The following is a 25151-nucleotide window of genomic DNA, read 5'->3' on the forward strand; positions in this document are numbered from 1 at the left end:
TAATTCAATGATCTGCCAAGCCCCGGAAAGCCATGAGAGCAAGGCGGGCGACGCCGGTGTGGTGGTTCCCAATCAAGGGATGGACACTGGCTGCAACGGGTGCACGTGATTAGACTGTAAGCCGTTCCCGTCACGGATGCCGAGGGATATGGCCTTTACCACCGAGTTCCTGCTGTTGTTCTTCCACCATCTGCTGCTGGCGGCCCCCATCCTTGGGTTCCTGGTTCTGCTGATCCTCGGGCTGGGGCTCTGGGCCGGCCGGTTGGAGCGCTGGCCCTGGCGCGATGCGCTGTACTGGGCCTGTATCACCGGCACCACCGTGGGTTACGGCGACCGGGTGCCCGTCCGCGGTTGGGCACGGTTCCTGGCGATCGTCATTGCCCTGGCGGGGCTGGTGCTCAGTGGGCTGATCGTGGCCATGGCGGTCAGCGCCGGCAGCGAGGTCTTCGCTCAGTTGCAGGCAGCCCGTTCAGGTTGAATCCCGCGCGTTGCCGGATTCGTCCGGCGGCCTGGCCGGGGCCGCGTACCACCGTTCCTGTGGCACCAGCTTGGGTTCGTCCGGGTCGCTGATGTAGGCCGGCGTCATGATCGCCACGCCGTATTCGTTGAACACATCCAGGACGTGGCGATGCAGTTCCGCCGCTCTATAGAAGCGATGCGCCGGCGAATCGATGCTGACGTTGAGTTCGTAGGTGACCGCGAAATCCCCCAGGGCCTTTTCCAGCACGAACGGTGCCGGTTTCTCCAGCAGGCCCCGGGTGCGCGCCGCCGCTTCCTTGAGCATGGCTTCCACCTGACGCCAGGGCGTCTCGTAGCCAATCCCGACTGTGGCGCTGAGCATCAGGCCGTTCTCCGCCGCCGACCGGGTCAGGTTGGTGACCGGGCTGTTGAGGATCAGCGAGTTGGGCAGCACGATTTCCTCGTTGCGGAAGGTGCGCAGGTGCGTAACCAGCAGTCGCGTTTCCCGCACGGTGCCGGTGTATTCGCCTACCGTGATGACGTCGCCGATGCTGAAGGCGCGGCGGTAGGTCATGGCGTAGCCAGCCACCACGCTGGACACCGCCGACGAGGCGCCCAGCGATACCATGATGCCCAGCAGGATCGACAGGCCCTGGAAGGCGGCGCTGCCGGAGCCGGGAATATAGGGATAGGCCAGCACCACGGTGAGCAGGACCACGAAGAAACGCAGCAGCTTGTAGGTGGGTTGCGCCCATTCCGCCTCGAAGCCGCCGATGTGGATCCGGCCCCGCTCGATGCCACGGAAGAACAGCTGCATGAGTTTGAGCAGGTAGCGTGAGACCGCCACCAGCACGACCAGGAAAACCAGCTCCGGCAGGTAGTCGAGGAAGGCGCTGACGATGCTGACCACCGGCTCGGTGAACAGCGTCAGCAGGGTGCGGGCGGTGCCGTGGGTCCAGGGGAACTGGTAGAGGACGAACTCCAGGCCCAGGTAGGCCACGACCAGCACGGTGGCGATGCGCAGGAAGCGGATGAACCCGGTCAGGGCCGCCCAGATGTTGTCGGCCCGTACCAGCTCGAAGGATTCGATCTTCAGATCCTGAACCCGTCGCCGGTAATGCTGGTCAAGAAACGCCAGCAGGCGCCGGTAGAGGAACAGGGCCAGCCACAGCAGCGCCAGGGTCAGCACCAGTGCGGCGCCGGCCTTCATGCTGGCCGTGGCCAGATAGTCCGAGCTGCGCTGGTTGCGATAGCGGGTGATGGCGTCCGCCGTCCGGCGCTGGAACGCCTCGGCGACTTCCTCCAGGGGCGCACCCTCCGCCATGGCATCGACGGGGAATACGGTCAGCAGCGGTGTCTGCGCGGCGGCGATCTCGACCCGGCCGTCCCGACCTATGCTGCGAATACTGTCCACCGCCACTGTATGATCGGATGCCACCTCCAGGATGTTGCGGCGGATGTTGGCTGCGCGCTCCGCCGCCGGAAACGACGCCGTGCCGGCGATTCGGAACAGCGGGCGGCCATCGACGTTGACGCTGGCGGTGTCGATCTGGCTGGGGTCGGGCGCCGTCTCCTGGGCCAGTGCCGGGCACGCCAGGAACCACAGCGTGGCCGCTGCAATGAGGGTGGCCAGGCTGTGCCTGATGGAACGTCCGGTCCCGTTGTGCATCGCTGTCATCCTAACGTGACGGGGCCGGTGGCGGCGGTGACGGCCGCGGTCCCTGGCCCGGTATCGTCCTTCGGCCGATGCCCGTGGAGCACGGCATCGGTTCCCGCCATCAGTATAAGAAATTCCCGGCCATCTCACCGAAAGCCTGGAAAAGCGATGGTTATCCGACGTGGCTGGCCTGGTTGCGCTATCGTGGTGCAATAGAGCGTGAGGAGCTGGGGCTTCGATGTGGCGTCGAACAGTGATCCGGCGCGGAATACCGGGTGTCGCGATATTTCCTGAACAATTGGCCAGCTTTTTGCTCAACAAATCCGCAGTGCTGATTCATGCCCGGAATCTGCATCGTGATTCGATAACAGGTTAAACTCACGGGCCACGACTGAGTCGCTCTAAAAAGAAAGTGATATCGAGAAAACGATACCAACAGGAGAGTGTGCGAATGCGCTTTTTCAAGAAACTGGCTGTGCTGGCTGCCCTGGTGATCCCCATGCATGCCCTGGCGGAAGATCCGTTGAAAGTGGGTTTTGTCTACGTCGGCCCGATTGGTGACCACGGCTGGAGTTACCAGCACGATCAGGGACGTAAGGCCCTGGAAGAACACTTTGGCGACAAGGTGCAGACCACTTACGTGGAGAACGTCAGCGAGGGCGCGGACGCCGAGCGCACCATCCGTCGTCTGGCCCAGGCCGGTAACGACGTCATCTTCACCACCTCCTTCGGCTTCATGAACGCCACCGCGCGCGTAGCCAAGGAATACCCGGACAAAACCTTCCTGCACGCCACCGGCTACAAGCGTGCCGAGAACCTGGGCACCTACCTGGCGGTGACCTATGAAGGCCGCTACGTCAGCGGCACGGCGGCGGGCCTGGTGACCGAGTCCAACAAGATCGGCTACATCGCCTCCTTCCCGATCCCGGAAGTCATCCGTGACATCAACGCCACCTTCATGGCGGCGCGCAAGGTCAATCCGGACGTGGAGCTGAAGGTGGTGTGGGTCAGCACCTGGTTCGACCCGGCCAAGGAAGCGGATGCGGCCAACACCCTGATGGATCAGGGCGTGGACGTGATCGTTCAGCATACCGACAGCCCGGCCGCCATGCTGGCCGCCGAGAAGCGCGGCAAGTGGGCCGTGGGCCAGGCGTCCGACATGTCCCACTTCGGTCCGCACGCGCACCTGCTGTCCGTGGTTGACGACTGGGCCCCGTACTACATCGAGACCGTGCAGGACGTCATGGACGGCACCTGGGAATCCGAGGACACCTGGGGCGGCATCGCCGAAGGCGATATCAAGATCGCTTCGATCAGCGATCGTCTGAGCGACGAGCAGCGCGCCAAGGTGGATTCGGTCATCGAGGGCATTCGCAGCGGCGAGATCCAGCCCTACGCCGGCCCGATCTACGACCAGGACGGCACCCTGCGCGTGAAGGAAGGCGAAGTCGCCACCCACGAACAGCTGACCAGCATGGACTGGTACGTTCAGGGCATGACCGCGACCATGCCGAACTGAACGCTGTCGAATCCGGCGGACACCGTGTCCGCCCTGGATGACGGTCAGGCCCGAAGCGTAATGCAACGGGCCTTTTTTGTGGCTGGAGAATGGGGGGTGCTGCGATAAGGGCAGTGCGGTGCAGATTGACCACCCTCAGGTGACACCTCAGGCAGGCCTTTCGGCCTGCTCGGAAGCTGAGGCGTCCGCTACACAGTATGGTGCATCCTTAACCGTTGCCGGTATGGCGGGAGCGTGTAGCCGACGCTTCAGCTTCGGAGGCGCCGTCAGGCGCCCTCATTCAGGCTACTCGAGTCAGCAGATCCCGAAGCCCGTCCCGAACGTTTTCAACCAACGCCCGCTCATCCAGCCCCAATACCGAACCGTCCTCGACCACCGGTTTGCCGTCCACGAAGCTGTGCTTCACCTGCACCGGCTCGCCGCACATCAGCGGCGCGAACAGGGGCGTGTGCACGCCGGCGAACCTGGGCTGGTCGATATCGTAGAGCGTCAGGTCCGCGGCCATGCCGACGGCCAACTCGCCGGTGGCCTCCAGGCCCAGCAGTCGGGCGCCGCCACGGCTGCCCCAGTCGAGCACCCGGTCGAGGGTGGTGGCGTCAGGGCCGTGTACGGCGCGATGGATCAGCCAGGTCAGGTTCAGCTCCTGCAGCATGGAGCCGGACTCGGCGGAGGCGGAGCCGTCCACACCGATGCTGACCGGCACGCCCTGTCGCGCCATCTCGATCACCGGCGCCACGCCGCTGCCCAGCCGGCAGTTGGACGTCGGACAGTGGGCGATGCCGGTTCCGGTCGCCGCCAGGCGCTCGATCGCGTGGGCGTCGCTCTGCACCAGGTGGGCGAACCACACGTCCGGGCCCAGGAAGTCACAGCGCTCGGCGTAATCGATGGCCGCCAGGCCGTACTTTTCCCGGGCCTGGACGTTATCGAAGCCCACTTCCAGCAGGTGCGAATGCAGGCGTAGCCCATGACCGCGTGCGTAGGCGGCGATCTCTTTCAGGAAGTCCGGCGGGCTGGAGTGCACCAGGCTCGTCGGCGCGGCCACCAGACGGCGCATGGCGTCCGGAGCGGCCTGGTGATAGCGGGCGCGGATGCGTTCCATGCGCGCCAGCACCTGCTCGGTGGTTTCCGGTGCGATGTTGTGCCGGGCCAGCCCTTTGTGGCTGCCTTTCTCCACCGCGCTGCCGCGACACAGCACCAGGCGGATGCCGAGTTCGTCCGCCGCCTGCCAGACCGCGTCCTCCAGTTCATCCGGCGTGTCCCGGTGATAGAGGTAGTGATGGTCGGCGCAGGTGGTGGCACCGGAGCGTAGCAGTTCGTACAGGCCCAGGCGGGCGGCGTGGTACATCAGCTCCGGGCGGATCTGCGGCCAGAAGCGGTAGGGCACCGACGCGAGCCAGTCGCCCAGCCCCTGGTTGAGGCCTTCGGGCACGCCCTTGAGAATCGACTGGGCCAGGTGGTGATGGGTGTTTACCAGGCCGGGGTAGACGACGCAGCCGCGGGCGTCGATGACCGTATCGCCGTCTCCGGGCATGAGGTCGCGGCCGAGGGCGACAATGCGGTTGCCGTCGATGCGCAGGGCGTTGGCATCCGGGTGTTGCGGGGCGAAAACCCCGGCGGCGTTGCGGATAAGGTAGGGCATAGCGGGCTCCTTTGCGGGCAAAGAGCAATGTCCCGGAGCGCGGTGTGCGGGCTCCTGACCGCTTCTACTCTTTCGGGGGACGGGGGCGGGAATCACCGGTCGAATCCCGTTCCGTCCAGTTGGTCAGTTTTGTGGATACCCGGACTCAAAGCAACTTTCACTCCAGCACCCCGAGCGCCAGGACCACGGCCCGGGTCCTCGTGAGCGCCCGGTATTGGACCGATTGGCTCAAAAGGTGCCCCCGATTGGTGCGTGGCGTCGTTTGGGTCAGACCCTCAGGAAAACGGCGTGCGATCGCCGGGGCTGATCCGGCGCCGTTTTCCCGCCGCTGGCACGCCACCTGCTTTGTCGGGGATACGTGACTGAGTAGAAGCAGTCAGGTTCTCCTCCGGGGAATCGGGGCATTGCTCATCGCGCATCGGCGGGTGTTGGACACCGCGGCCGGGCGCGATTGGTGCGATGTCCGAGCCGATTGCCCCGCCTCCCGCGAGTCGTCCGACGCCTCCCTTGAACGATGGTCTGCGCATGAACCCAAGACGCAGGCAGCAAGGAGACAGGACATGACATTCAAGCACACACTGCCCCGCGCACTGACCTTCGCGACCCTGACTCTGGGTGCCCAGCTCGGCTTCGCGGCGGACAAAGTGACCTTTCAGCTCGATTGGCTGCCCGGCGGCGACAAGGCGCCGGTATACGTGGGCATCGAGGAAGGTTTCTTCGCGGACGAGGACCTGGAGGTCCGCGTGGTCTCCGGCCGCGGCTCCACCGACGCCATCACCAAGCTGGTCGCCGGTCAGGCGGACGTGGGCCTGTTGGATCTGGTGTCGCTGCTGGTGGCCCGCGCCCAGGACGACAACATCCCGGTCAAGGGCATCTATTCGGTCTTCAGCGAGGCCCCGCATGCGTTCTTCTCGGTGGAAGGTTCCGGCATCGAGTCGGTGAAGGATGTGGCCGGCAAGACCGTCGCCACCTCGCCGTTCAGTTCCTCGAACCTGTTCTTTCCGCTGTTGCTGGACGTGAATCAGGTGGACGAAAGCGGCATCAAGCTGGTCAAGACCGACCCTGGCGCGCTCAACCCGATGCTGCTGACCGGGCGCACCGACGTAGTGATCAGTTGGGTCACCGACACCGAGAAATACCAGGCCATGGCCGACCAGGCCGGCAAGACGCTGAACGTGATGCCCTGGTACGACGCCGGTCTGGCGTTCTATTCCACCTCGGTGATCGCCAGCGAACGCTTTCTGGAAGAACGCCCGAAGGTGGCGCGCCGCTTCGTGAAAGCATACGCCAAGGCCATCGAATACACCTGGGCCCACCCGCAGGAAAGCGGCGCCATGGTGCACGCCCAGGTCCCGGACGTGGACCCGGCCATGGCGGCGGACACCATCCGTTCCATCCGCCCGCTGGTCTACAACGAGGCCAGCGAGACCCAGGGCATGGGGGCGTTCAACCCGGAGCGTCTGGCCACCACCTGGCACTGGACCGCCAAGGCCCAGGAGATCGACGAAGCGTCTTTCGACCCGGAGACGGCCGTGGACCGGTCGTTCATGCCCGGCTCGTAAGAGCCTCAACGGCGGGCCGGGGCACCGGTCCGCGCCCAGTACGGAGTAGAAGCGGCGGGCGAGGGTCAACCTCGCCAGGCATTGCTCCAATCAACGGCGGGGCGACCTGCCAAGCCATTGGAGAAAACGAATGAGTCAAAGCAAAGCCTACGGACTGAAAGAACTGGAATTCGAATCCACCATCGGCGGCGAGGGCATCGAGACCGATCGCCAGATCCCGCTGATCGATCTGAGCGATTTCGACAATCGCCGCGCCGAGATCACCGAACAGTTGTGGCAGGCGGCCAGCGAGGTGGGCTTCTTCCAGCTGGTCCATCACGGCCTGGACGTGGCGCGGGTGCGGGAAGCGTTCGCCATGGCGGAGGCCTTCTTTGCCCTGGACGCCGACACCAAGGGCCGGTTTCCCCTCAAGGAAGGCCTCAATACCGGCTGGGAGTTCAAGTCCCAGGTGCGTCCGTCCACCGGCACCGCCGACGAGAAAGAGTCTTTCCAGGTGACGCTGCCCTACATGGACGACCTGTGGCCGGGCCAGACCACCCTGCCGGAATTCCAGCGCGTGATCCTGGATTTCGAGCACTGCTGCTGGCAGGTGGGCATGGAGATCCTGTCCTGCTTCGCCGACAAGCTCGGTTTCGAGCGCGACTTCTTTACCCGGGCTCACGATCGCAGCTCACCGGAGTACCAGAGCACCCTGCGGCTGCTGCACTACCTGCCGTTGCCGGAAGGCGCCGAGTACCCGCCCGGCACCTGGCGCGCCGGTGCCCACACCGACTTCGACTGCCTCACCATGGTGTTCCAGAAGGAAGGCCAGTTCGGCCTGCAGGTGTGTCCCGGCAAGGACGCCCAGGGCCGCGCGGACCAGGAATGGACCAGCGTGGTGCCGCGGGACGACGTCATCACCTGCAACATCGGCGACATGCTGATGCGCTGGAGCGACGACAGGCTCCGATCCACCCTGCATCGGGTGCGCATGCCGCGCCCCGGCGAGTATCAGGGTCCGCGCTACAGCATGGCGTTCTTCTGCCAGGCGAATAAGGACGTCATGATCCAGGGGCCGGAGCAGAAATACCCCGCAATCTCCGCCCGGGATTACCTGCTGCAGCGGATCAACGCGAACTTCGCCGGGAAGATGTAGATAAGGATGAAGACAAAAGCCCGCGCCGGGAGGTGCGGGCTTTTTTTTGGCTGAACAATTTTGATGCTGTCTCCATTATCATTTATGATAACCTTCAGGAATTAGGATGATTCTATGACATGGGACGTTAGATTTTACGGCGACGTCCAGCAGGACATTCTGGGTATGCCGCCTAAGATCCAGGCACGAATGATCCGGTTGCTGGAGATGATCGAGAAATATGGCGCGAATCTGGGTGCACCTCACACCAAGGCAATGGGTGGCGGGCTTTTCGAGATTCGCGCAAGAGCCAAGGAAGGGATCGGGAGAGGGTTTTACTGCTATATGAAGGGTGAAGCGGTCATGGTGCTTCACGCCTTCGTCAAGAAGACCCAGAAAACGCCTTTGAAAGAGCTGAGGCTTGCGCAAGAGCGGCTTCGGGAGGTGAAACAGTATGAGTCTTAAGGCACTTAAGCAGAAAGCATTTCAAAATAAAACGGTGCGGAACGAATACGACAAGCTGGCGGGTGAGTTTGAATACATTGAGCAACTGATCAGCATGCGTGCTCATGCGGGACTGACTCAGGACGACTTGGCCAAGCGGATCGGAACCGCCAAAAGCAATATTTCTCGCCTGGAAGGCGGTCGGGGCAACCCAAGCTGGAGCACCCTGAGGAAATACGCCTCGGCCTGCGGCTACCGAATCAAGCTGGAAGCTAACGAGGACACTAGCTCTCGTCCATAGCGAGCAGCCGCCATCGTTTGCGTGAGCTCACGTAGTGGTCACTCTAGCTTCCGGGCAGGCCGCAGGGCCTGCCCGGCAAAAGCTCGAGGCGTGAAGTCTCTGCGACACGGACTTCCCGGATCTTCCTTTACTTGTGCGCCTGCAACCAGGCCCCCAGCTTTTTGCGATCCTCCTCGGTCATGCCGGTGGTGTTGCCCAGCGGCATGTACTGGCTGTTCACCGCGGCCTGCATGATCTGGTCGTTGTGCTGCACCACTTCGTCCAGGGTGTCCAGGGCGATGCCGGCCGGCGCGGCCTGGAACGCCGGGCTACTGGGCTCCTTGGCGTGGCAGCCCGCGCAGTGGGTGCTGACCAGGGAGTGAATGTCCGCGTCGCTGACCTCGCCGGCTGCCTCGGCCGCCGCTGCCGCCTGGGCCGCGGCCTGTTTGCCGGTGGGCGGGGCGATCACGCCGATCAGGATCACGGTCATGATGCCGCAGGCGAGGATGATCGACGGCCGGTACGCGCCGCGATGCTTCAGGTTGAAGAAGTGGCGCGCGAAGGCGGTAATGAACCCGATGGCCGCCAGGATAAGCCAGCCGTGGGCGTGGCCGTACAGCATCGGGTAGTGGTTGCTGATCATGATGAAGATGACCGGCAGGGTCAGGTAGTTGTTGTGGGTCGAACGCAGCTTGGCCAGGGCGGCCAGCTGGGCCACCCGCTCGTCCGGCTCCCGGCCCTGTTCCACGGTTTCCACGAGCGCCCGCTGGGACGGCATGATACCAAGGAACACGTTGCCCACCATGAGGGTGCCGATCACCGCGCCCACGTGGATAAACGCGCCACGGCCGGCGAACACCTGGAACAGCGCCCAGTCGACCACCAGCAGTAGGGCGAATAGTACCGCCCCGAACGCCATCCCGTTCCGGGCCAGCGGGCTGCGGATCAGCAGTTCATAGACCAGCAGCACACCGCCGATGAAGCCCAGACCGATCAATGCGGCGGACAGGGTGGACAGTTCCACCTTGGCGTTGTCGATCAGGTAGCCGGGGGAGCCGAAGTAGTACACGGAAAACAGCAGCGCGGTGCCGGACAGCCAGGTGCTGTAGGCTTCCCACTTGAACCAGTGCAGGATGCCGGGCATTTTCTCGGGCCCCAGCTTGTACTTGGCCACTTCGTAGAAGCCGCCGCCATGGACGGCCCACAGGTCGCCCTTGATGCCTTTTTTCTTCTTCCACTCGGGCGGATCTTCCAAGTGGTTATCCAGCCAGATGAAATAGAACGACGCCCCGATCCAGGCGACGCCTGCAATCACATGGAACCAGCGGATGAGCAGGCTGAGCCATTCACTGAGGTAGGCGGCCATCGGTTACTCCTTTCTCTGAAATAGGGTCTGCATCCCGATCGAACCGACACTGGCCGGCAATGTAGGTGCGTTGGATGACCCGGTCGTCGCCCAGGATCATCAGGTCGAACAGCCTGTCGCGCAGGCTGGTGCTGTGCTGCTTGAGGCTCAGCATGGGGGTGGCGTCCGTATCCAGCAGTACGAAATCGGCGATCTTGCCGGGGGCGAAGTTGCCGATCTCGTCGTCCCGGTGCAGCGCCTTCGCGTTGCCCAGGGTGGCCAGGTAGAACGCCTGGAAGGGTGTCAGCGCCTGCTCGCGCAGCTGACAGACCTTATAGGCCTCGGCCATGGTCTTGAGCAGCGACAGGCTGGTGCCGCCCCCCACGTCCGTGGCCAGACTCAGGGGGACGCCCGCCTGATGGGCGCTGCGCAGGTCGAACAGGCCGCTGCCGAGGAAGGTGTTGGACGTTGGACAGAAGGCGATGCGCGCGCCCGTTTCCACCAGCCGCTGGCGGTCGCCGTCGTTGATGTGGATGCCGTGGGCCAGCACCGCCCGGTCGTTGAGCAGGCCGTAATGGGCGTAGACGTCCAGGTAATCGGCCCGGTCCGGGAACAGTTCACTCACCCAGGCGATTTCCGCCTTGTTCTCGGCCCAGTGGGTCTGCATCAGCACGCCCGGGTTGTCCGCCACCAGTTTGCCGGCCAGCTCCAACTGACGCGGCGTGGAGGTGGGCGCAAAGCGCGGGGTCACGGCGTACTGCAGCCGGCCCTGATGGTGCCAGCGGTCGATCAGCGCCTGGCAGTCCCGGTAGCTGCTCTCGGCCTCGTCGCACAGGCCTTCCGGGGCGTGGCGGTCCATCATCACCTTGCCGGCGGTGATGGCCTGGCCGCGGGCCTCGGCGGCCTCGAACAGGGCGTCCACCGACTGCGGATGCGACGTGCAGAACACCAGCCCGGATGTGGTGCCGTGGCGCAGCAACTGGTCGAGGAACCGATTGGCCTGGCTCCTGGCCCAGTCGGTCTCGGCAAAGCGCATTTCCGCCGGGAAGGTGTAGGTCTCCAGCCAGTCCAACAACTGGGCACCATAGCTGCCGATCACCCCGAGCTGGGGCAGGTGCACGTGGGTGTCGATAAAGCCCGGCAGGATCACGTGCTCCGGCCAGTGCTCGATCGGCGTGCCTTCAGGCAGCGATCCGATCAGCTCATCCGCGGAGCCGACGGCCTTGACCCGTCCGTCCTCGACCACCAGCAGCCCGTCCTCGAACCACTCGTAACTGTTGTCCGCCGGTGTCTCCAGGCCGGGATCGGCCAGGAAATGCAGCAGCCTACCCCGGTAGGCCTGCACCGGTTGCGATGACGCCATGGTGATCAGCTCCCGCGGTAGGTCGAGTAGCCCCACTGATTGAGCAGCAGCGGCACGTGGTAGTGGTCCTGGTCACCGCTGACGGAGAAGTCGATGGTCACCTGGGGGTAGAAGCAGTCCTTGCCGTAAGACTGGAAGTAATCGCCTGTGGCAAACGTCAGGCGATACAGGCTGGTCACCAGCGGGCCGTCGAACCATTGGCCGATGCGGCCGTCGCTGTCCGTGGTGCCCTTGGCCACCTGGGTCCAGCCGTCGCCGTCCTGCTGCTCGAGGGTCACGACGACGCCTTCGGCGGGGTAGCCGCTGCCGAGGTCGAGGATATGGGTCGTAATCGGGCTGCGTTCGCTCATACCAGTTTATCCAGTCTCAGGTGGGTGATTTTTGCCTGCTCGCGGCCGGCGTTCTCGATTTCCTGCGCGCGGGTGTTGGGCAGGCGCGCTTCCAGCAGGGCCAGCATCTCGTCGGCGGACTTGCCCGTGGCGCAGACGATGAAGATAAAACCGAATGTCTCGTGATAGGCGTCGTTGCCGTCTTTCAGGCGATGCAGCACGTCATCGCTGGCGACGGCCGTGGAAGACTGCTCGCCGCTGGCCAGGGCGTGGGTGTTGGCGTACTTGGCCTTGAGACTTTTCACGTCGCCGATCTTGGGGTGGGCGTCGAACGCCGCGAGCCAGTCGCTCTCGGTCATGGTCGGCCACAGGGCCTCGGCCTTGCGGTGCAGGTCGTCGCGATCGGTAAACGGACGGGCGGCGACCATGCCCTCGATCCAGCGGTCGGCGGCGCAGCAGGTGCGCAGAACTTCGGCAGCCTCGGTCGCGCTCATCGCGTTGAGGGATTCCAGGGACATTCAGTTCTCCAGCTTCGGGTTTGACGTGGGCGCCGGTTCGGCGTCTTCCCGCATCAGGGTTTTCAGGTTGGACCAGGACAGGCCGCGGCGGGACGGTTTGTCCGTCGTTTCGGTCGCCAGTGTCAGCAGCTCGGCGGATATCGACACCGCCACTTCCATAGGCCGCTTGCCGGGCACGTCGCGCCGGCCGACCGGACAGCGGATGCTGTCGATCTGCGCGTCGCTGTAGCCGCGATGGGCCAGCCGCTGTCGGAACCGTTCGGCCTTGGTGTCGGAGCCGATCAGGCCGATGGAGGCGGCGTTGCCCGCGTCCAGCAGGGTGCGGCACAGGTCAAAGTCCAACTGGTGATTGTGGGTCAGGATCACCACGTGAGCGCCATCGGCCAGCGCGGCGGCATCGCCCACCGGATCGTCGGTGTGATGACGGCGCACGTTCACCGGCAGCTCGTCCGGGAAACTGTCGGCGCGGTTGTCGACCCAGGTAATCTGCCAGGGCAGCTCGCCCATGATGGTGATCAGCGACTTCGCCACGTGACCGGCGCCGAACACCAGCAGTCGGCCATCGCCGCCGGCATGGCCTTCCATCAGGACCGCCACACTGCCGCCGCAGCACTGACCGAGGCTGGCGCCCAGCGGGAAGTGGGCCATCTCGTAGGTGTAGTCCCGCGCCGCCAGACGCTCCCGGGCGCTGGCGATGATGCGGTACTCCAGGTGGCCGCCGCCGATGGTGTCGTGGCTCTGCTCGCCGGTAACCACCATCTTGCTGGCGGGTTCGCGCGGCACCGAACCGGTCACACCCAGCACGGTCACCAGCACGTAGGGTTCACCGCGCCGCTCGCAGTCGGCCACGGCTTCGTACCAGTTCAGGCGCTTTTGCATGAGGAATCGCCTCCGTTTTCGGCTAGCCACTGCCGGGTCGCGGTAACGGCCTTGAGAACCTGCTCCGGCGTGGCCGGGCTGTCAAAAGGCGGGCTGTAACGATAGTCCGCCAGACTGGCGACGGCGTCGCGCAGGGCGCACCAGACCGCAATGCCCAGCATCAGCGGCGGCTCGCCCACCGCCTTGGAGCGGAACACCGTCGCTTCCCGGTTGGGGCTGTGGGGTAGCAGGGACACGCGGAAATCCTCGGGCGCGTCGGACACAGCCGGGATCTTGTAGGTGGCCGGACCGGTGGTCATCAACTGGCCCTTGTCGCTGTACATCAGTTCCTCGGTGGTCAGCCAGCCCATGCCCTGGATGAAACCGCCCTCGATCTGGCCGATGTCGATCTCCGGATTCAGGGACTGGCCCACATCGTGGAGGATGTCGGTGCGCACCACCCGGTACTCGCCGGTCAGGGTGTCCACCACCACTTCGGAGCAGGCCGCGCCGTTGGCGTAGTAGAGGAACGGGCGGCCCTTGCCGGTTTCCGGGTCGTAGTGGATCTTGGGTGTGGCGTAGAAGCCGGACGACGACAGCGACACGCGGGCCATGTAGGCCTGCTGCACGAAGTTGGCCCAGCCAAAGAGGTCCTTGCCCACACGCACCTGGTTGTTGGCGAATTCGACGTCGTCGGCCGAAACACCGTAGGTCTCAACCGCAAACTCCACCAGTCGCGCCTTGATCTTCTCGCAGGCGTCCAGCGCCGCCATGCCGTTCAGGTCGGAGCCGGAGGAGGCGGCAGTGGGTGACGTATTCGGCACCTTGTCCGTGCGGGTGGCGGAGACCTTGATGCGGTCGATGTCCACCTGGAACGCGGAGGCCACCACCTGGGCGACCTTGATGAACAGACCCTGGCCCATCTCCGTGCCGCCGTGGTTCAGGTGGATGCTGCCGTCGGTGTAGATGTGCACCAGCGCGCCCGCCTGGTTCAGGTGCTTGGCGGTGAAGGAGATGCCGAACTTCACCGGCGTCAGCGCCAGCCCGCGTTTGACCACCGGGCTGCGGCGGTTGAACTCGGTAATGGCCCGGCGCCGCTCGCGGTAATCGGAACTGGCCTCCAACTGCTCGATCAGTTCGGGCAGCACGTGCTGTTCCACGGTCTGGCCGTAGTGGGTCTTGTCCCGGTCCGGGCCGTAGAGGTTGCGCTTGCGCACGTCCAGCGGGTCGAGGCTGCGGTGGCGGGCGATGTCGTCCATGGCCCGCTCGATGATCATCATGCCCTGCGGGCCGCCGAAACCCCGGAACGCGGTGTTGGACACCGTGTGGGTCTTGCAGCGGTGACCGACCACCCGGGCCTGGTCCAGGTAATAGGCGTTGTCGGCGTGGAACATGGCGCGGTCGACGATGGCGTCGGACAGGTCCGGCGAGTAGCCGCAGCGTCCGGCCACCATGATGTCGGCGCCGTGGATCAGGCCCTCGTCGTCGAAGCCGATGTCGTAGGTGTTGTAGAAGTCGTGGCGCTTGCCGGTCTGGACCATGTCGTCCGGCCGGGCCATGCGGTATTTCACCGGCCGGCCGGTGTGCCGGGCCAGCAGGCTGGAGATACAGGCCAGCGGCGCCGCCTGGGTTTCCTTGCCGCCAAAGCCGCCGCCCATGCGGCGCACTTCCACCTGCACTTCGTGAATCGGCAGGGCCAGCACCTCCGCTACCAGCTTCTGCACCTCGGACGGGTGCTGGCTGGAGGTGTGCACGAACACGCCGGCGTCCTCGGTGGGTTCCACCAGACACGCCTGACCTTCCAGGTAGAAGTGTTCCTGCCCGCCCACGTCCATCTCGCCCCGCAGTCGGTTCGGCGCCTCGGCCAGGGCCTTGTCCGGATCGCCCCGTTCCTGGGTGTGGGACGGGCGCACGAAAAACTGTTGGGCCAGCGCGTCTTTCGTCGTCAGCACCGGTTCCAGCGGCTCGTACTCCACCTTCGCCAGCCGGGCCGCCTGACGCGCGGCGCGCAGGGAGGTGGCCGCCACCGCGAACAGCGGCTGGCCGATGAACTCGACGATCTCGCCGGCCAGCACCGGGTCGCCGGGAAACACCGGGCCAATGTCCGTGTGGCCGGGCACGTCGTTGACGGTCAGCACGGCTTCCACGCCGGGATAGGCGCGCACGGCGCTCAGGTCCATGGACTTGATGCGGGCGTGGGCCTGGCTGCTCTGACCGACGGCGGCGTGCAGCAGACCGGGCGGCTCGGGCAGGTCGTCGATGTAACGGGCCTGGCCACTGACGTGCTTCCAGGCGCTGTCGTGGGCGATTTTCGAGCCGGCAGTGCCGCGTGCCGACACCGGCGGCTGAACGAGATTATCGGGCAGTTTACGCATGAGGGCTCACCTCCACAGGAGCAAGATCGGTCACCGTCAGGGGCGTTGATGAATCAGAGGGGCCGCCCGTTTCCAGCAGGGCGCGCTGCAGCAGGTTGCCGGCCACCTGCAAGCGGTAGTCGGCGGAGGCGCGCACGTCCGACATGGGGGTGAAGTCGCCGGCCAGGGCGGCGATGGCGGCGGTAACCGTGGCGTGGTTCCAGGGCTGTCCCTGCATGGCCTGCTCCGTGGCCGCGGCCCGCCTGGGAATGGCGGCCATACCACCAAAAGCGAGGCGACAGTCGCTCACCGCGCCGTTATCCAGTTGCAGCCAGAAAGCACCGAGCACGGCGGAGATGTCGTCGTCCAGACGTTTGGAGATCTTGTACAGCAGCAGGTGCTCGCCGGCTTTCGGCAAGGGCACCCGCACGCCGCGGATGAATTCGTGGGGCTGCAGCTCGGTCTGCTTGTAGTCCCGGAAGAAATCCGCGAGAGGGATCCGGCGCACGCCGTCCAGACTGTCCAGTTCCAGCTCGGCGTTCAGGGCGATCAACGCGGGGGGCATGTCGCCGATGGGGGAGGCGTTACCGATATTCCCGCCCAGGGTGCCGCGATTTCGAATCTGTAACGATCCCAGACGTTCCAGTAACGGTGCAAAGTGGGGCCAGTAACCGGGCAGCACGTCATTGAGCTGGCGGTAGGTCAGACCCGCACCCAGGTAGAGGTGATCGTCCGTCACCTCCAGTCGCTGCAGGTCAGCGACCCGCTCGACGCTGATCAGGTGATCCAGGTCGCGCAGCTGCTGGGTGATTTCCAGCGCCAGGTCGGTGCCGCCGGCGATCAGGCGGGCTTCGGGGTATTGCGCGCGCAGGGTGCGCAGCTCGTTCAGGCTGCCCGGAAGGTCGTGACGGTGCCCCGGGCTTTGCAGTCCGCCTCTCTCGCCCTGGATGCGTTTCAGGGTGGCCTGCATGGCGCTGTCCTGCAGCCAGGCGGGACCGCTGTGGGGGCGGTCCTTGCGGCTGGGTTCCCAGGTTTCCACGCAGGCGCGGCGGCCGGCCTCGACGATCGGCCGGTAGCCGGTGCAGCGGCACAGGTTGCCGGCCAGGGCTTCCAGCAGCTCGTGGTGGGACGGTGGCTGGGCCAGGCGCTGCGGATTCGCCTGCCGCTCCGTGTGCAGGGTAAACAGGGACATCACGATACCCGGCGTGCAGAACCCGCATTGCGCACCGTGACAGTCGATCATGGCTTTCTGGACCGGGTGGACAGGTTCTTCCTTTAGGACATCCACGGTGACCAGATGTTTCCCGTGCAGGCTGCCGATCAGGGCAATGCAGCTGTTGACGCTTTCATAGCGCAACCGGCCGCTGGCGCCGTCCGGGACGCCAATGCTGACGGTGCAGGCGCCACAGTCGCCGGAGGCGCAGCCTTCCTTGGTGCCGGTGAGCCGCATTTTGGTGCGCAGCCACTCCAGGATGCTCAGGTTTGGGTCGGCCTCCGTCAGTTTCTGCGGCTCGCCGTTGAGAAAGAATTCGATCACAGGTCTCACCATCTTGCGTATTATGTTCGCCCTGAAAGTTTGCCGGAGGCCGTTCGTGGCGGGGCTCCGGGGCAGGCGGTTTGTATGGCGTAACAGGCAGATGCCCGTTATTGAATCCACCTTCTGACCGATGGTTTTGCAATTTTCTGACCAATTAGTCGAGTTTATAGCAAATTTGATTTTTCTCGCCACTTGGCAAGCAAATTGCTAACAACACGAAATGTTGATTATCTGGTCAGTTTATTGGGAAGTGACAGGACGGTTCATTTCCATAACAACGAATCCGGTCACTTTGATTACGAGGTAAAGACATGACGGCAGTGGCTCGGCTACGTCTGGAGAACATCGTCAAGGAGTACCCGGGGTGCCGGGCCAACGACGGTGTCGACCTGACCGTGGCCCCCGGCGAAATCCACGCCCTGCTGGGTGAGAACGGCGCTGGCAAGAGTACCCTGATGAAGGTGATATACGGGGTCATCCAGCCCGACGAAGGCACCCTTTTCTGGGACGGTGAAAAGTTGACCCTGCAAGGTCCGGCCCATGCCCGCCAGTTGGGGATCGGCATGGTGTTCCAGCACTTTTCCCTGTTCGAAACCCTGACCGTGGCGGAGAACATCGCCCTGGGGCTGCCGGCCAGTCAGGCCAGGGATCGCAAGGCGCTGGAACAGCGCATTCGCGAGGTGTCCCAGCATTATGGCATGGCTCTGGACCCGCGCCGCTTCGTGCACAGCCTGTCGACCGGCGAGCGCCAGCGGGTGGAGATCGTGCGCTGCCTGATCCAGGACAGTCGCCTGCTTATTCTCGACGAGCCCACCTCGGTGCTGACCCCGCAGGAAGTGTCCGATCTGTTCCGCACCCTGCGCCAGTTGGCGGGTGAGGGCTGCAGCATCCTGTTCATCAGCCACAAACTGCAGGAAGTGCGCGACCTGTGTCACCACGCCACGGTGCTGCGCAACGGCAAGGTCACCGGCGAATGCGACCCCACTGAAACCTCCACCGACGCCATTGCCCGTCTGATGGTCGGCGACGAAACACCGCTGACCACCGAGGTGCCGCCGGCCAGCCCGGGCGAGCCGCTGCTCAGGGTGCGCGGACTGACCCACAAGAGCAGCGACCCGTTCGGTACCAGCCTGAATAACGTGGCCATGGAGCTGCGCGCGGGCGAGATCGTCGGCATTGCCGGGGTGGCCGGTAACGGCCAGGACGAACTGCTGCGGGCCCTGTCGGGCGAGCTCAAGGCCGCACCGGAACAGGTGCACCTGGCGGGCCAGTCGATCGGTCAGCTGGGCCCCGACGCCCGCCGTCGTGCCGGCATCGCCGTGGTGCCGGAAGAGCGCCTGGGCCGGGGCGCGGTGCCGGACATGTCACTGGTGGACAACACCCTGCTGACCGCGTCCGCCCGCGGCCTGGTGAGCCGGGGCTGGGTGTCCTACCGCAAGGTGCGCGATTACGCCCGCCGGGTGCGCGAGCGCTTCCAGGTGAAATCGGACGGCGTCGACGCCACGGCGCGCAGTCTGTCCGGCGGTAACCTGCAGAAATTCATCATCGGCCGCGAGGCCCTGCAGGAGCCGCAATTGCTGGTGGCCTCGCATCCCACCTGGGGCGTGGACGTGGGCTCCGCCGTGGCCATTCACGAAGTGCTGGTGGAGCTGCGCGACAAGGGCGCGGCCGTCCTGCTGATTTCCGAGGACCTGGAGGAGCTGTTTGAACTCTGTACCCGCATGGGGGCCATCTGCGCGGGCCGTCTGTCGCCCATCGTGCCCACCGAATCCCTCACCATCGAGCAGCTCGGACAATGGATGGCCGGCGACTTTGACGACCAGGCGGCCGGGGAGGTAGACCATGCTGTTGCTTGAACGCCGCCAGGTGAATTCCCGCCTGATGCAGTACGCCTCGCCGATCCTGGCGCTGGTGCTGACCCTGATCACCGGCTTCCTGATTTTCCTGGGCCTGGATCGGGATCCCGTCGAAGGCCTGCGTCATTTCTTCATCACGCCAATCAGCGACGCCATCGGCTGGGCGGAATTGGGCCTCAAGGCCGCTCCACTACTGCTGTGCGCCGCCGGCCTGACGGTCTGCTACCGGGCCAAGCTGTGGAACATCGGCGCCGAGGGGCATTTCCTGATGGGGGCCGTGGGCGCCACCATCGTCGCTCTCCAGATCGGTGAGAGCAGTGGCTTCTGGGTCCTGCCGCTGGTGTTGCTGGCGGGGATCGTCTTCGGGGCGCTGTGGTCGGCCATCGCCGCCTTCCTCAAGACGCATTTTCACTGCAACGAAATCCTCACCACCATCATGCTCAACTACATCGCGCTGAACCTGCTGCTGTTCTGCGTGCACGGGCCGCTGAAAGATCCCTACGGCTTCAGCTTCCCGCAGTCGGCGATGTTCGGCGACTCGGCCCTGTTGCCAATGCTGATCCCCGGTACGCGCCTGCACATCGGCCTGCTGTTCGCGGTGCTGGCGGCGGTGGCCGTGGGCGTGCTGTTCGCACGCACCTTCATTGGCTTCCAGCTCAAGGTGCTGGGGGAAGATGAACAGGCCGCGCAGTTCGCCGGCTTCCCGCGCAAACGGCTGATCTGGTTCGCCTTCCTGGTCGCCGGTGGGCTGGCCGGTCTGGCCGGCGCGTCGGAGGTGACCGGCCCGATTGGCCAGCTGGTGCCCCAGGTATCGCCGGGCTACGGCTACACCGCGATCATCGTGGTGTTCATGGGGCGCATGAAGGCGGTCGGCCTGATCCTGGCCAGCGCGCTGCTGGCACTGACCTTCCTGGGCGGCGAGATGATGCAGATCGCCATGAACCTGCCCAAGGCCATGACCGGCCTGTTCCAGGGGCTGTTGCTGTTCTACCTGCTCGCCTGTGACGCGTTCATCCACTACCGGGTGCGTCTCAAACACAAGCCGGTGGCCGAGAGCCGCCCGGCGTCCACCCCCGTCGCCACACAGGAGAGCTGAGATGGAACTGGATATGATCGTCAACATCCTCTCCGCCACCGTGGTGGCCGGCACGCCGCTGCTGATGGTGGCCCTGGGGGAACTGATCTGTGAGCGCTCCGGCGTCCTCAACCTGGGGCAGGAAGGCATGATGCTGATCGGCGCCGTGGCCGGATTCGCCGCGGTGTTCGCCACCGGCAGCCTGTTGGCCGGCGTCATCGTCGGCATGCTGGCGGGTGTCGCCATGTCCCTGCTGTTTGGTTTCATGGCCATCACCCTGGCGGCGAACCAGTACGCCGCCGGCCTGGCCCTGACCATCTTCGGCACGGGTCTGAGCGCCTTCATCGGCGCCGACTACGTGGGCAAGACCATCGACGGTTTCACCAAGATCGCCATTCCCGGCCTGAGCGACATCCCCGTGCTGGGGCCGGTGCTGTTCAACCACGATCTGCTGGTTTACGTCTCCCTGGGGCTTTTCGTGGCGGTCTACGTCTTCCTGCGCCACAGCCGGGGAGGCCTTTTACTGCGGGCGGTGGGCGAGTCGCCGGAATCGGCCAACGCCAACGGCCTGCCGGTGCTGCTGATCCGCTACCTGGCGGTCAGTTTCGGCGGTGCCCTGGCGGGCCTGGCCGGCGCCTACCTGTCCCTGGCCTACACCCCGCTGTGGACCGAGGGCATGACCGCCGGCCGCGGCTGGATCGCCCTGGCACTGGTGGTGTTCGCCACCTGGCGGCCGGTGCGGGTGCTGCTGGGCGCCTACCTGTTCGGCCTGGCCAGCATCCTCCATCTGGTGCTGCAGGGCTTTGGCTGGGACATCTCGCCGGAACTGCTGGCCATGCTGCCTTACGTGGTCACGGTGGTGGTGCTGGTTTTGCTGTCCGCGAATCCGACACGGACCCGGTTGCACACGCCGCTGTCCATCGGTCAGCCCTACCGGCCCAATCGGTAACAGAGAAGAAAGCAAGGGAGCGCGGCTGTGGAGGGACAGCCGCGTTCCCAAGCGTGCGAGTAGATAGAGAGCCCGTCAGAGGTTCCGCGATTTCAATAACGAGAAATGCCACTGCCAACGATGCCTAGAAGAAACGACAGAGGATAGATTGACCATGAAGGCACTTCGTAAAACATTGCTAGCGACCTGTGTTATGGCGGCCTGTATGCCGGCGGCGCATGCGGAAAAGTTCTTCGGCGGCTCCAGCATCACCGTGCTGCACAGTGCGGACTATGAGGATTTCGGCGGCAAGAAAGAGGACACCTTCTTTACCTTCGAAAACGTCACGGCCCACAACTGGGGCGGTACGTTCTTCTTCATCGACCGCAACCACGGCCACGGCAGCTCCGAGGGTGACGACGACGTATACGGCGAGTTCTCTCCCACTCTCAGCATGAACTGGCTGAGCAACAACGACCTCAGCTTTGGCCCGATCAAGGATGTGCTGCTGACCGGTACCTACGAGTTTGGCGGCGGCACCGAGTCCAACAACTATCTGGTTGGCCCTGGGCTGGCGTGGGATGTGCCGGGCTTCCTGTACTTCAACACCCTGTTCTACTACGCCAACAACAACGCCGACGCGCCGGGCTTTGACGATCCGGGCGACGACTGGCAGACCACCATCACCTGGGGGCTGCCGTTCGAAGTGGCGTCCGCCAAATTCCTGTTCGACGGTTACATCGACTGGTCCACCGCCACCCGCGACCACGCCAGCGAATTCCACTTCAACCCGCAGTTCAAACTGGACATCGGCGACTTCGCCGGTCATCCGGGCATGCTCTACGCCGGTATTGAATATTCCTACTGGAACAACAAGTACGGCGAAGCCGATGATAGCGTGATGGACACCGAGAGCGCGGTCAGTGCCCTCGTGAAGTTCCATTTCTAAACCCTGTTGGGGAGGCCGGGATTCCGGCTTCCCCGCTTTCAAAGCGATGGACGCTCATGACTCAGCAGCCTGAAGCCAGAATCAACGAGATCGGGGACGCGGCGGAAAACGGCCGGGGCCGTCGATACCGTCCGGGGCGGATTCGGGAAAAGAACCGTGAACGGATTATCGCCGCGGCGGAGGAAGAGTTCGCCCAGCACGGGTTCCGCGGCGCGACCATACAGAACATCGCCGAACGGGCGGAGCTGCCCAAGTCCAACGTGCTTTACTATTTCAGCAACAAGAAGCGCATTTACTCGGCGCTGTTCGACGACATCATGAGCCGCTGGAATGCGGTGTTCTCCGAGATTCGTCCGGAGGACGATCCGGCCGAGGCGCTGGAGACGTTCGTGCGCACCAAGGTGGAAATGTCACGCCAGCATCCCATGGCGTCCCGCCTGTTCGCCCAGGAAATCATCCAGGGCGCCCCGTTCCTCAAGGATCACCTGCGCACCAACATGCGCGAATGGGTGCGGGGACGGGCCAAAGTGATTCAGCAGTGGATCGATGACGGTCGCATGGCGCCGGTCGATCCGGTGCAGCTGATTTTTTTGATCTGGTCCTCGACCCAGCATTACGCGGACTTCCAGGTCCAGATCCTGATGGTGGAAAACAAGGCCGAATACGAACCGCAGGACTTCGAGCACGCCGCCAATTTCCTGACCGGCGTCATCCTGCGCGGCTGCGGACTGGAGCCGACGAAACGATGAGCATCCACGACGATTATCCCCGCGACCTGCGCGGCTACGGGGCCGAGCCGCCCCACGCCAACTGGCCGGGAAAAGCACGGATCGCCGTACAGTTTGTCCTCAACTACGAGGAAGGGGGCGAGAACTGCGTCCTGCACGGCGACAGCCACTCGGAAATGTTCCTGTCCGAGATCATCGGCGCCCAGCCGTATCCGGATCGCCACATGAGCATGGAGTCGATCTACGAGTACGGCTCCCGTGCCGGGGTCTGGCGCGTGCTGCGGGAATTCCGCAAGCGCGGCCTGCCGCTGACGGTCTTTGGCGTGGCCATGGCCCTGCAGCGCAACCCGGACGTGACCCAGGCGTTCCTGGACGACGGCCACGAGATCGCCTGCCACGGCCTGCGCTGGATTCACTACCAGGACATGGACGAATCCCGCGAGCGCCAGCACATGGAACAGGCCATCGCCATTCAGGAAGAACTGACCGGCAGCCGCCCGCTGGGCTGGTACACCGGCCGCGACAGTCCCAATACCCGCCGCCTGGTGGTGGAGACCGGTGGCTTCGAATACGACAGCGACTACTACGGTGACGACCTGCCGTTCTGGACCACCGTCGAAACCCGCGACGGCGAGGAGAAGCCGCATCTCGTGGTGCCCTACACCCTGGACACCAACGACATGCGCTTCGCCACCAACCAGGGCTTCAACTCCGGCGAGCAGTTCTTCCAGTACCTGAAGGACGCGTTCGACGTGCTGTACGAGGAAGGCGCCGACACGCCCAAGATGCTATCGATCGGGCTGCACTGCCGCCTGATTGGCCGGCCGGGCCGGTTCCGGGCGCTGCAGCGGTTCCTCGACTACGTCCAGAAGCATGAGCAGGTGTGGATCTGCCGGCGGCTGGATATTGCGCGGCACTGGAAGGCGGAGCATCCGTACAAGCCAAAATGAATCGATAACAGGGCAATGAGGGGCACCTGCGGTGCCTCAGAAGCTGAAGCGTCTGCTACACGCGCGAGTGAACTGGAAATGTAGCCGACGCTTTAGCTTCGGAGCAGCCTGCAAGGCTGCCCTGATTCAATAACGCGCATTCACGCCGCTGCCCCGGAACAACCAGAGAGCCAACACAACATGAGTGATGTACAAGTCGCCCCGATCATCGAAGGGCCTGATTTTTCCCGGGACTACCTGAACCTCGCCGACGGCAGCCTCGGTGCCGAGGTTACCTGGGTCACCGACGAATTCTTCGCGCCGCGCGAGCGTATGCTCGACCCGGAACAGCCGCGCTTCTACCCGGACAAGTACGACGATCACGGCAAGTGGATGGACGGCTGGGAAACCCGTCGCCGTCGCAACACGGGCCACGATTGGTGCATCCTGCGCCTGGCCATGCCGGGCGTGCTGCACGGTGTGGATTTCGACACCAGCTTCTTCACCGGCAACTTCGCCCCGGCGGCCTCCGTCGAGGCCTGCTGGTCGCCGGACGGCGATCCCGACAACGACGCCGACTGGCAGGAAATCCTGCCGGCGCTGTCCCTGTCCGGCAACGACCATCGCTTCGAGGCCCTGGCCGCCTCCGGACCCTGGACCCACCTGCGCCTGCACATCTGGCCGGACGGCGGTATGGCCCGCTTCCGGGTGTACGGCCAGCCATTCTGCGACTGGGACAACCGCAGCGCCGACGAACGCCTGGACCTGCTGGCCCTGGCCAACGGCGGCGACCAGGTCGCCTGGAGCGACGCCCACTACGGCGAGCCGCGCAAACTGCTGCGTCCCGGGCGCGGCATCAATATGGGCGACGGCTGGGAAACCCGACGCCGTCGTGAGCCGGGCAACGAGTGGTGCATCCTCAAGCTGGGACACAAAGGCGTGGTGGACGGCATCGACATCGACACCGCCCACTTCAAGGGCAACTTCCCGGACCGCTTCTCGATCCAGGCGGCCTGCGTGGAGCAGGGCACGCCCCAGTCCATCATCACCCAGAGCATGTTCTGGGAGACCCTGATCGACGAGCAGCCGCTGACCGCCGACGCCATCCACGAGTTCCGCGAGCTGAACGATCTGGGCCCGATCACCCACATCCGCGTGAACAGCATTCCCGATGGCGGCATCAGTCGGGTGCGCCTGTGGGGCAAGGCGGTCCGATGAACGCGCCACGGACGATCCCCAGCCAGCCGCTGACCCGGGAGGCGTTCGCGCCGTTCGGCGACGTGATCCAGACCGAGGGCGCGGCGTCGTTCCCCATCAACGCCGGTCGCACCGAGCGCTTCCACGCGCTGGCGGCGGTGGAGACCCTGGGCGAAGGCGCCGACGCGATCATCTCCATCTTCCGGGGCCAGCCGCTGGCGCCGCTGGTCATCGACCTGATGGAGCGCCATCCGCAGGGCAGCCAGGCGTTTGTGCCGATGGGCGATCAGCCTTACTGGGTGGTGGTGGCACCGCCGGGCGACTTCGATCCGGCGCAGGTGCGGGTGTTTCGCGCCGGACCTGGGCAGGGCGTGAACTACCGCGCCGGCACCTGGCACGCGCCGCTGCTGCCGGTGAACGCGGATGCGGATTTCCTGGTAGTGGATCGTCGCGGCCCCGGTGACAACTGCGATACCGTCGACCTGGACCCGCCGATCCGGCCGGAGTGAGC

General features: G+C 64.7%; 23 protein-coding genes. 14 read left to right on the forward strand and 9 right to left on the reverse strand.

Annotated features, from left to right (window positions below; translation table 11 throughout):
* The first annotated feature begins 148 nt into the window (after window positions 1-148).
* Window positions 149-478: a potassium channel family protein gene (locus DKK67_RS00520; RefSeq protein ID WP_162628696.1), complete on the forward strand. Its 330-nt coding sequence runs from the start codon at window positions 149-151 to the stop codon at window positions 476-478.
* Here DKK67_RS00520 and DKK67_RS00525 read toward each other — a convergent pair.
* Window positions 470-2128, reverse strand: a complete 1659-nt coding sequence (locus DKK67_RS00525; protein WP_162628697.1) for a mechanosensitive ion channel family protein — start codon at window positions 2126-2128, stop codon at window positions 470-472. The two genes, DKK67_RS00520 and DKK67_RS00525, sit on opposite strands and share 9 nt — an antisense overlap.
* Before the next feature lie 439 nt (window positions 2129-2567).
* On the opposite strand from DKK67_RS00525, the gene DKK67_RS00530 reads away from it, so the two are divergent.
* The gene (locus DKK67_RS00530) at window positions 2568-3635 is read left to right on the forward strand and encodes a BMP family ABC transporter substrate-binding protein (RefSeq protein ID WP_111493352.1); all 1068 of its coding nucleotides are present in this window, start codon (window positions 2568-2570) and stop codon (window positions 3633-3635) included.
* 280 nt (window positions 3636-3915) lie between these two features.
* On the opposite strand, the gene DKK67_RS00535 is transcribed toward DKK67_RS00530, so the two are convergent.
* Window positions 3916-5274 carry an amidohydrolase family protein gene (locus DKK67_RS00535; RefSeq protein ID WP_111493354.1) on the reverse strand — a complete coding sequence of 453 codons (1359 nt, stop codon included), beginning with the start codon at window positions 5272-5274 and terminating at the stop codon, window positions 3916-3918.
* Window positions 5275-5834: 560 nt separating this feature from the next.
* Here DKK67_RS00535 and DKK67_RS00540 point away from each other — a divergent pair.
* The 4 genes from DKK67_RS00540 (at window position 5835) to DKK67_RS00555 (ending at window position 8695) form a co-directional block, all read left to right on the forward strand.
* The gene (locus DKK67_RS00540) at window positions 5835-6836 is read left to right on the forward strand and encodes an ABC transporter substrate-binding protein (protein ID WP_111493356.1); all 1002 of its coding nucleotides are present in this window, start codon (window positions 5835-5837) and stop codon (window positions 6834-6836) included.
* A gap of 130 nt (window positions 6837-6966) precedes the next feature.
* Window positions 6967-7971, forward strand: coding sequence for an isopenicillin N synthase family dioxygenase (locus DKK67_RS00545; protein WP_111493358.1), 1005 nt, complete (start codon window positions 6967-6969; stop codon window positions 7969-7971).
* 114 nt (window positions 7972-8085) lie between these two features.
* Window positions 8086-8415, forward strand: coding sequence for a type II toxin-antitoxin system RelE/ParE family toxin (locus tag DKK67_RS00550; RefSeq protein ID WP_111493360.1), 330 nt, complete (start codon window positions 8086-8088; stop codon window positions 8413-8415).
* Complete coding sequence (locus DKK67_RS00555; protein WP_111493362.1) at window positions 8405-8695, forward strand: helix-turn-helix domain-containing protein; 291 nt, start codon at window positions 8405-8407, stop codon at window positions 8693-8695. The genes DKK67_RS00550 and DKK67_RS00555 overlap by 11 nt, the downstream gene beginning before the upstream one ends.
* A gap of 127 nt (window positions 8696-8822) precedes the next feature.
* Here DKK67_RS00555 and DKK67_RS00560 read toward each other — a convergent pair whose 3' ends face one another.
* From DKK67_RS00560 to xdhA, 7 genes are read right to left on the reverse strand one after another with little or no spacing between them, the layout of a single operon-like run.
* A complete protein-coding gene (locus DKK67_RS00560; RefSeq protein WP_111493364.1) occupies window positions 8823-10040 on the reverse strand; it encodes a urate hydroxylase PuuD in 1218 nt (405 codons plus the stop codon).
* Window positions 10021-11382, reverse strand: a complete 1362-nt coding sequence (gene guaD / locus DKK67_RS00565; RefSeq protein ID WP_204355694.1) for a guanine deaminase — start codon at window positions 11380-11382, stop codon at window positions 10021-10023. Before guaD ends, DKK67_RS00560 begins: the two co-directional genes overlap by 20 nt.
* Window positions 11383-11387: 5 nt before the next feature.
* Window positions 11388-11732: a hydroxyisourate hydrolase gene (gene uraH / locus DKK67_RS00570; protein WP_111493366.1), complete on the reverse strand. Its 345-nt coding sequence runs from the start codon at window positions 11730-11732 to the stop codon at window positions 11388-11390.
* Window positions 11729-12229 (reverse strand): 2-oxo-4-hydroxy-4-carboxy-5-ureidoimidazoline decarboxylase, encoded by a 501-nt coding sequence (uraD, locus tag DKK67_RS00575; RefSeq protein WP_111493368.1) that lies wholly within the window; start codon window positions 12227-12229, stop codon window positions 11729-11731. Before uraD ends, uraH begins: the two co-directional genes overlap by 4 nt.
* Window positions 12230-13108 (reverse strand): xanthine dehydrogenase accessory protein XdhC, encoded by an 879-nt coding sequence (xdhC, locus tag DKK67_RS00580; RefSeq protein WP_111493370.1) that lies wholly within the window; start codon window positions 13106-13108, stop codon window positions 12230-12232.
* On the reverse strand, window positions 13093-15462 hold the full coding sequence (gene xdhB / locus DKK67_RS00585; RefSeq protein ID WP_111493372.1) for a xanthine dehydrogenase molybdopterin binding subunit: 2370 nt from the start codon (window positions 15460-15462) through the stop codon (window positions 13093-13095). Before xdhB ends, xdhC begins: the two co-directional genes overlap by 16 nt.
* Window positions 15455-16978 carry a xanthine dehydrogenase small subunit gene (gene xdhA, locus DKK67_RS00590; protein ID WP_111493374.1) on the reverse strand — a complete coding sequence of 508 codons (1524 nt, stop codon included), beginning with the start codon at window positions 16976-16978 and terminating at the stop codon, window positions 15455-15457. The genes xdhB and xdhA overlap by 8 nt, the downstream gene beginning before the upstream one ends.
* Window positions 16979-17289: 311 nt before the next feature.
* On the opposite strand from xdhA, the gene DKK67_RS00595 reads away from it, so the two are divergent.
* The 8 genes from DKK67_RS00595 (at window position 17290) to DKK67_RS00630 (ending at window position 25149) form a co-directional block, all read left to right on the forward strand.
* Entirely contained in the window at window positions 17290-18834 is a 1545-nt protein-coding gene (locus DKK67_RS00595) for an ABC transporter ATP-binding protein (protein WP_111493376.1), read from the forward strand.
* Window positions 18821-19930, forward strand: coding sequence for an ABC transporter permease (locus DKK67_RS00600; RefSeq protein WP_111493378.1), 1110 nt, complete (start codon window positions 18821-18823; stop codon window positions 19928-19930). Before DKK67_RS00595 ends, DKK67_RS00600 begins: the two co-directional genes overlap by 14 nt.
* Before the next feature lies 1 nt (window position 19931).
* On the forward strand, window positions 19932-20858 hold the full coding sequence (locus tag DKK67_RS00605) for an ABC transporter permease (protein ID WP_111493380.1): 927 nt from the start codon (window positions 19932-19934) through the stop codon (window positions 20856-20858).
* Between the two features lie 154 nt (window positions 20859-21012).
* Window positions 21013-21786, forward strand: coding sequence for an outer membrane protein OmpK (locus tag DKK67_RS00610; RefSeq protein WP_111493382.1), 774 nt, complete (start codon window positions 21013-21015; stop codon window positions 21784-21786).
* Between the two features lie 56 nt (window positions 21787-21842).
* Window positions 21843-22535, forward strand: coding sequence for a TetR/AcrR family transcriptional regulator (locus tag DKK67_RS00615; RefSeq protein ID WP_111493384.1), 693 nt, complete (start codon window positions 21843-21845; stop codon window positions 22533-22535).
* A 2-nt stretch (window positions 22536-22537) separates the two neighbouring features.
* A complete protein-coding gene (gene puuE, locus DKK67_RS00620) occupies window positions 22538-23464 on the forward strand; it encodes an allantoinase PuuE (RefSeq protein ID WP_204355785.1) in 927 nt (308 codons plus the stop codon).
* Window positions 23465-23644: 180 nt separating this feature from the next.
* Complete coding sequence (alc, locus tag DKK67_RS00625; RefSeq protein ID WP_111493388.1) at window positions 23645-24661, forward strand: allantoicase; 1017 nt, start codon at window positions 23645-23647, stop codon at window positions 24659-24661.
* Entirely contained in the window at window positions 24658-25149 is a 492-nt protein-coding gene (locus DKK67_RS00630; RefSeq protein ID WP_111493390.1) for an ureidoglycolate lyase, read from the forward strand. The genes alc and DKK67_RS00630 overlap by 4 nt, the downstream gene beginning before the upstream one ends.
* Window positions 25150-25151 lie beyond the last annotated feature (2 nt).

Origin of the sequence: Marinobacter bohaiensis (genome assembly GCF_003258515.1) — a bacterium.
Lineage (GTDB): Bacteria > Pseudomonadota > Gammaproteobacteria > Pseudomonadales > Oleiphilaceae > Marinobacter_A > Marinobacter_A bohaiensis.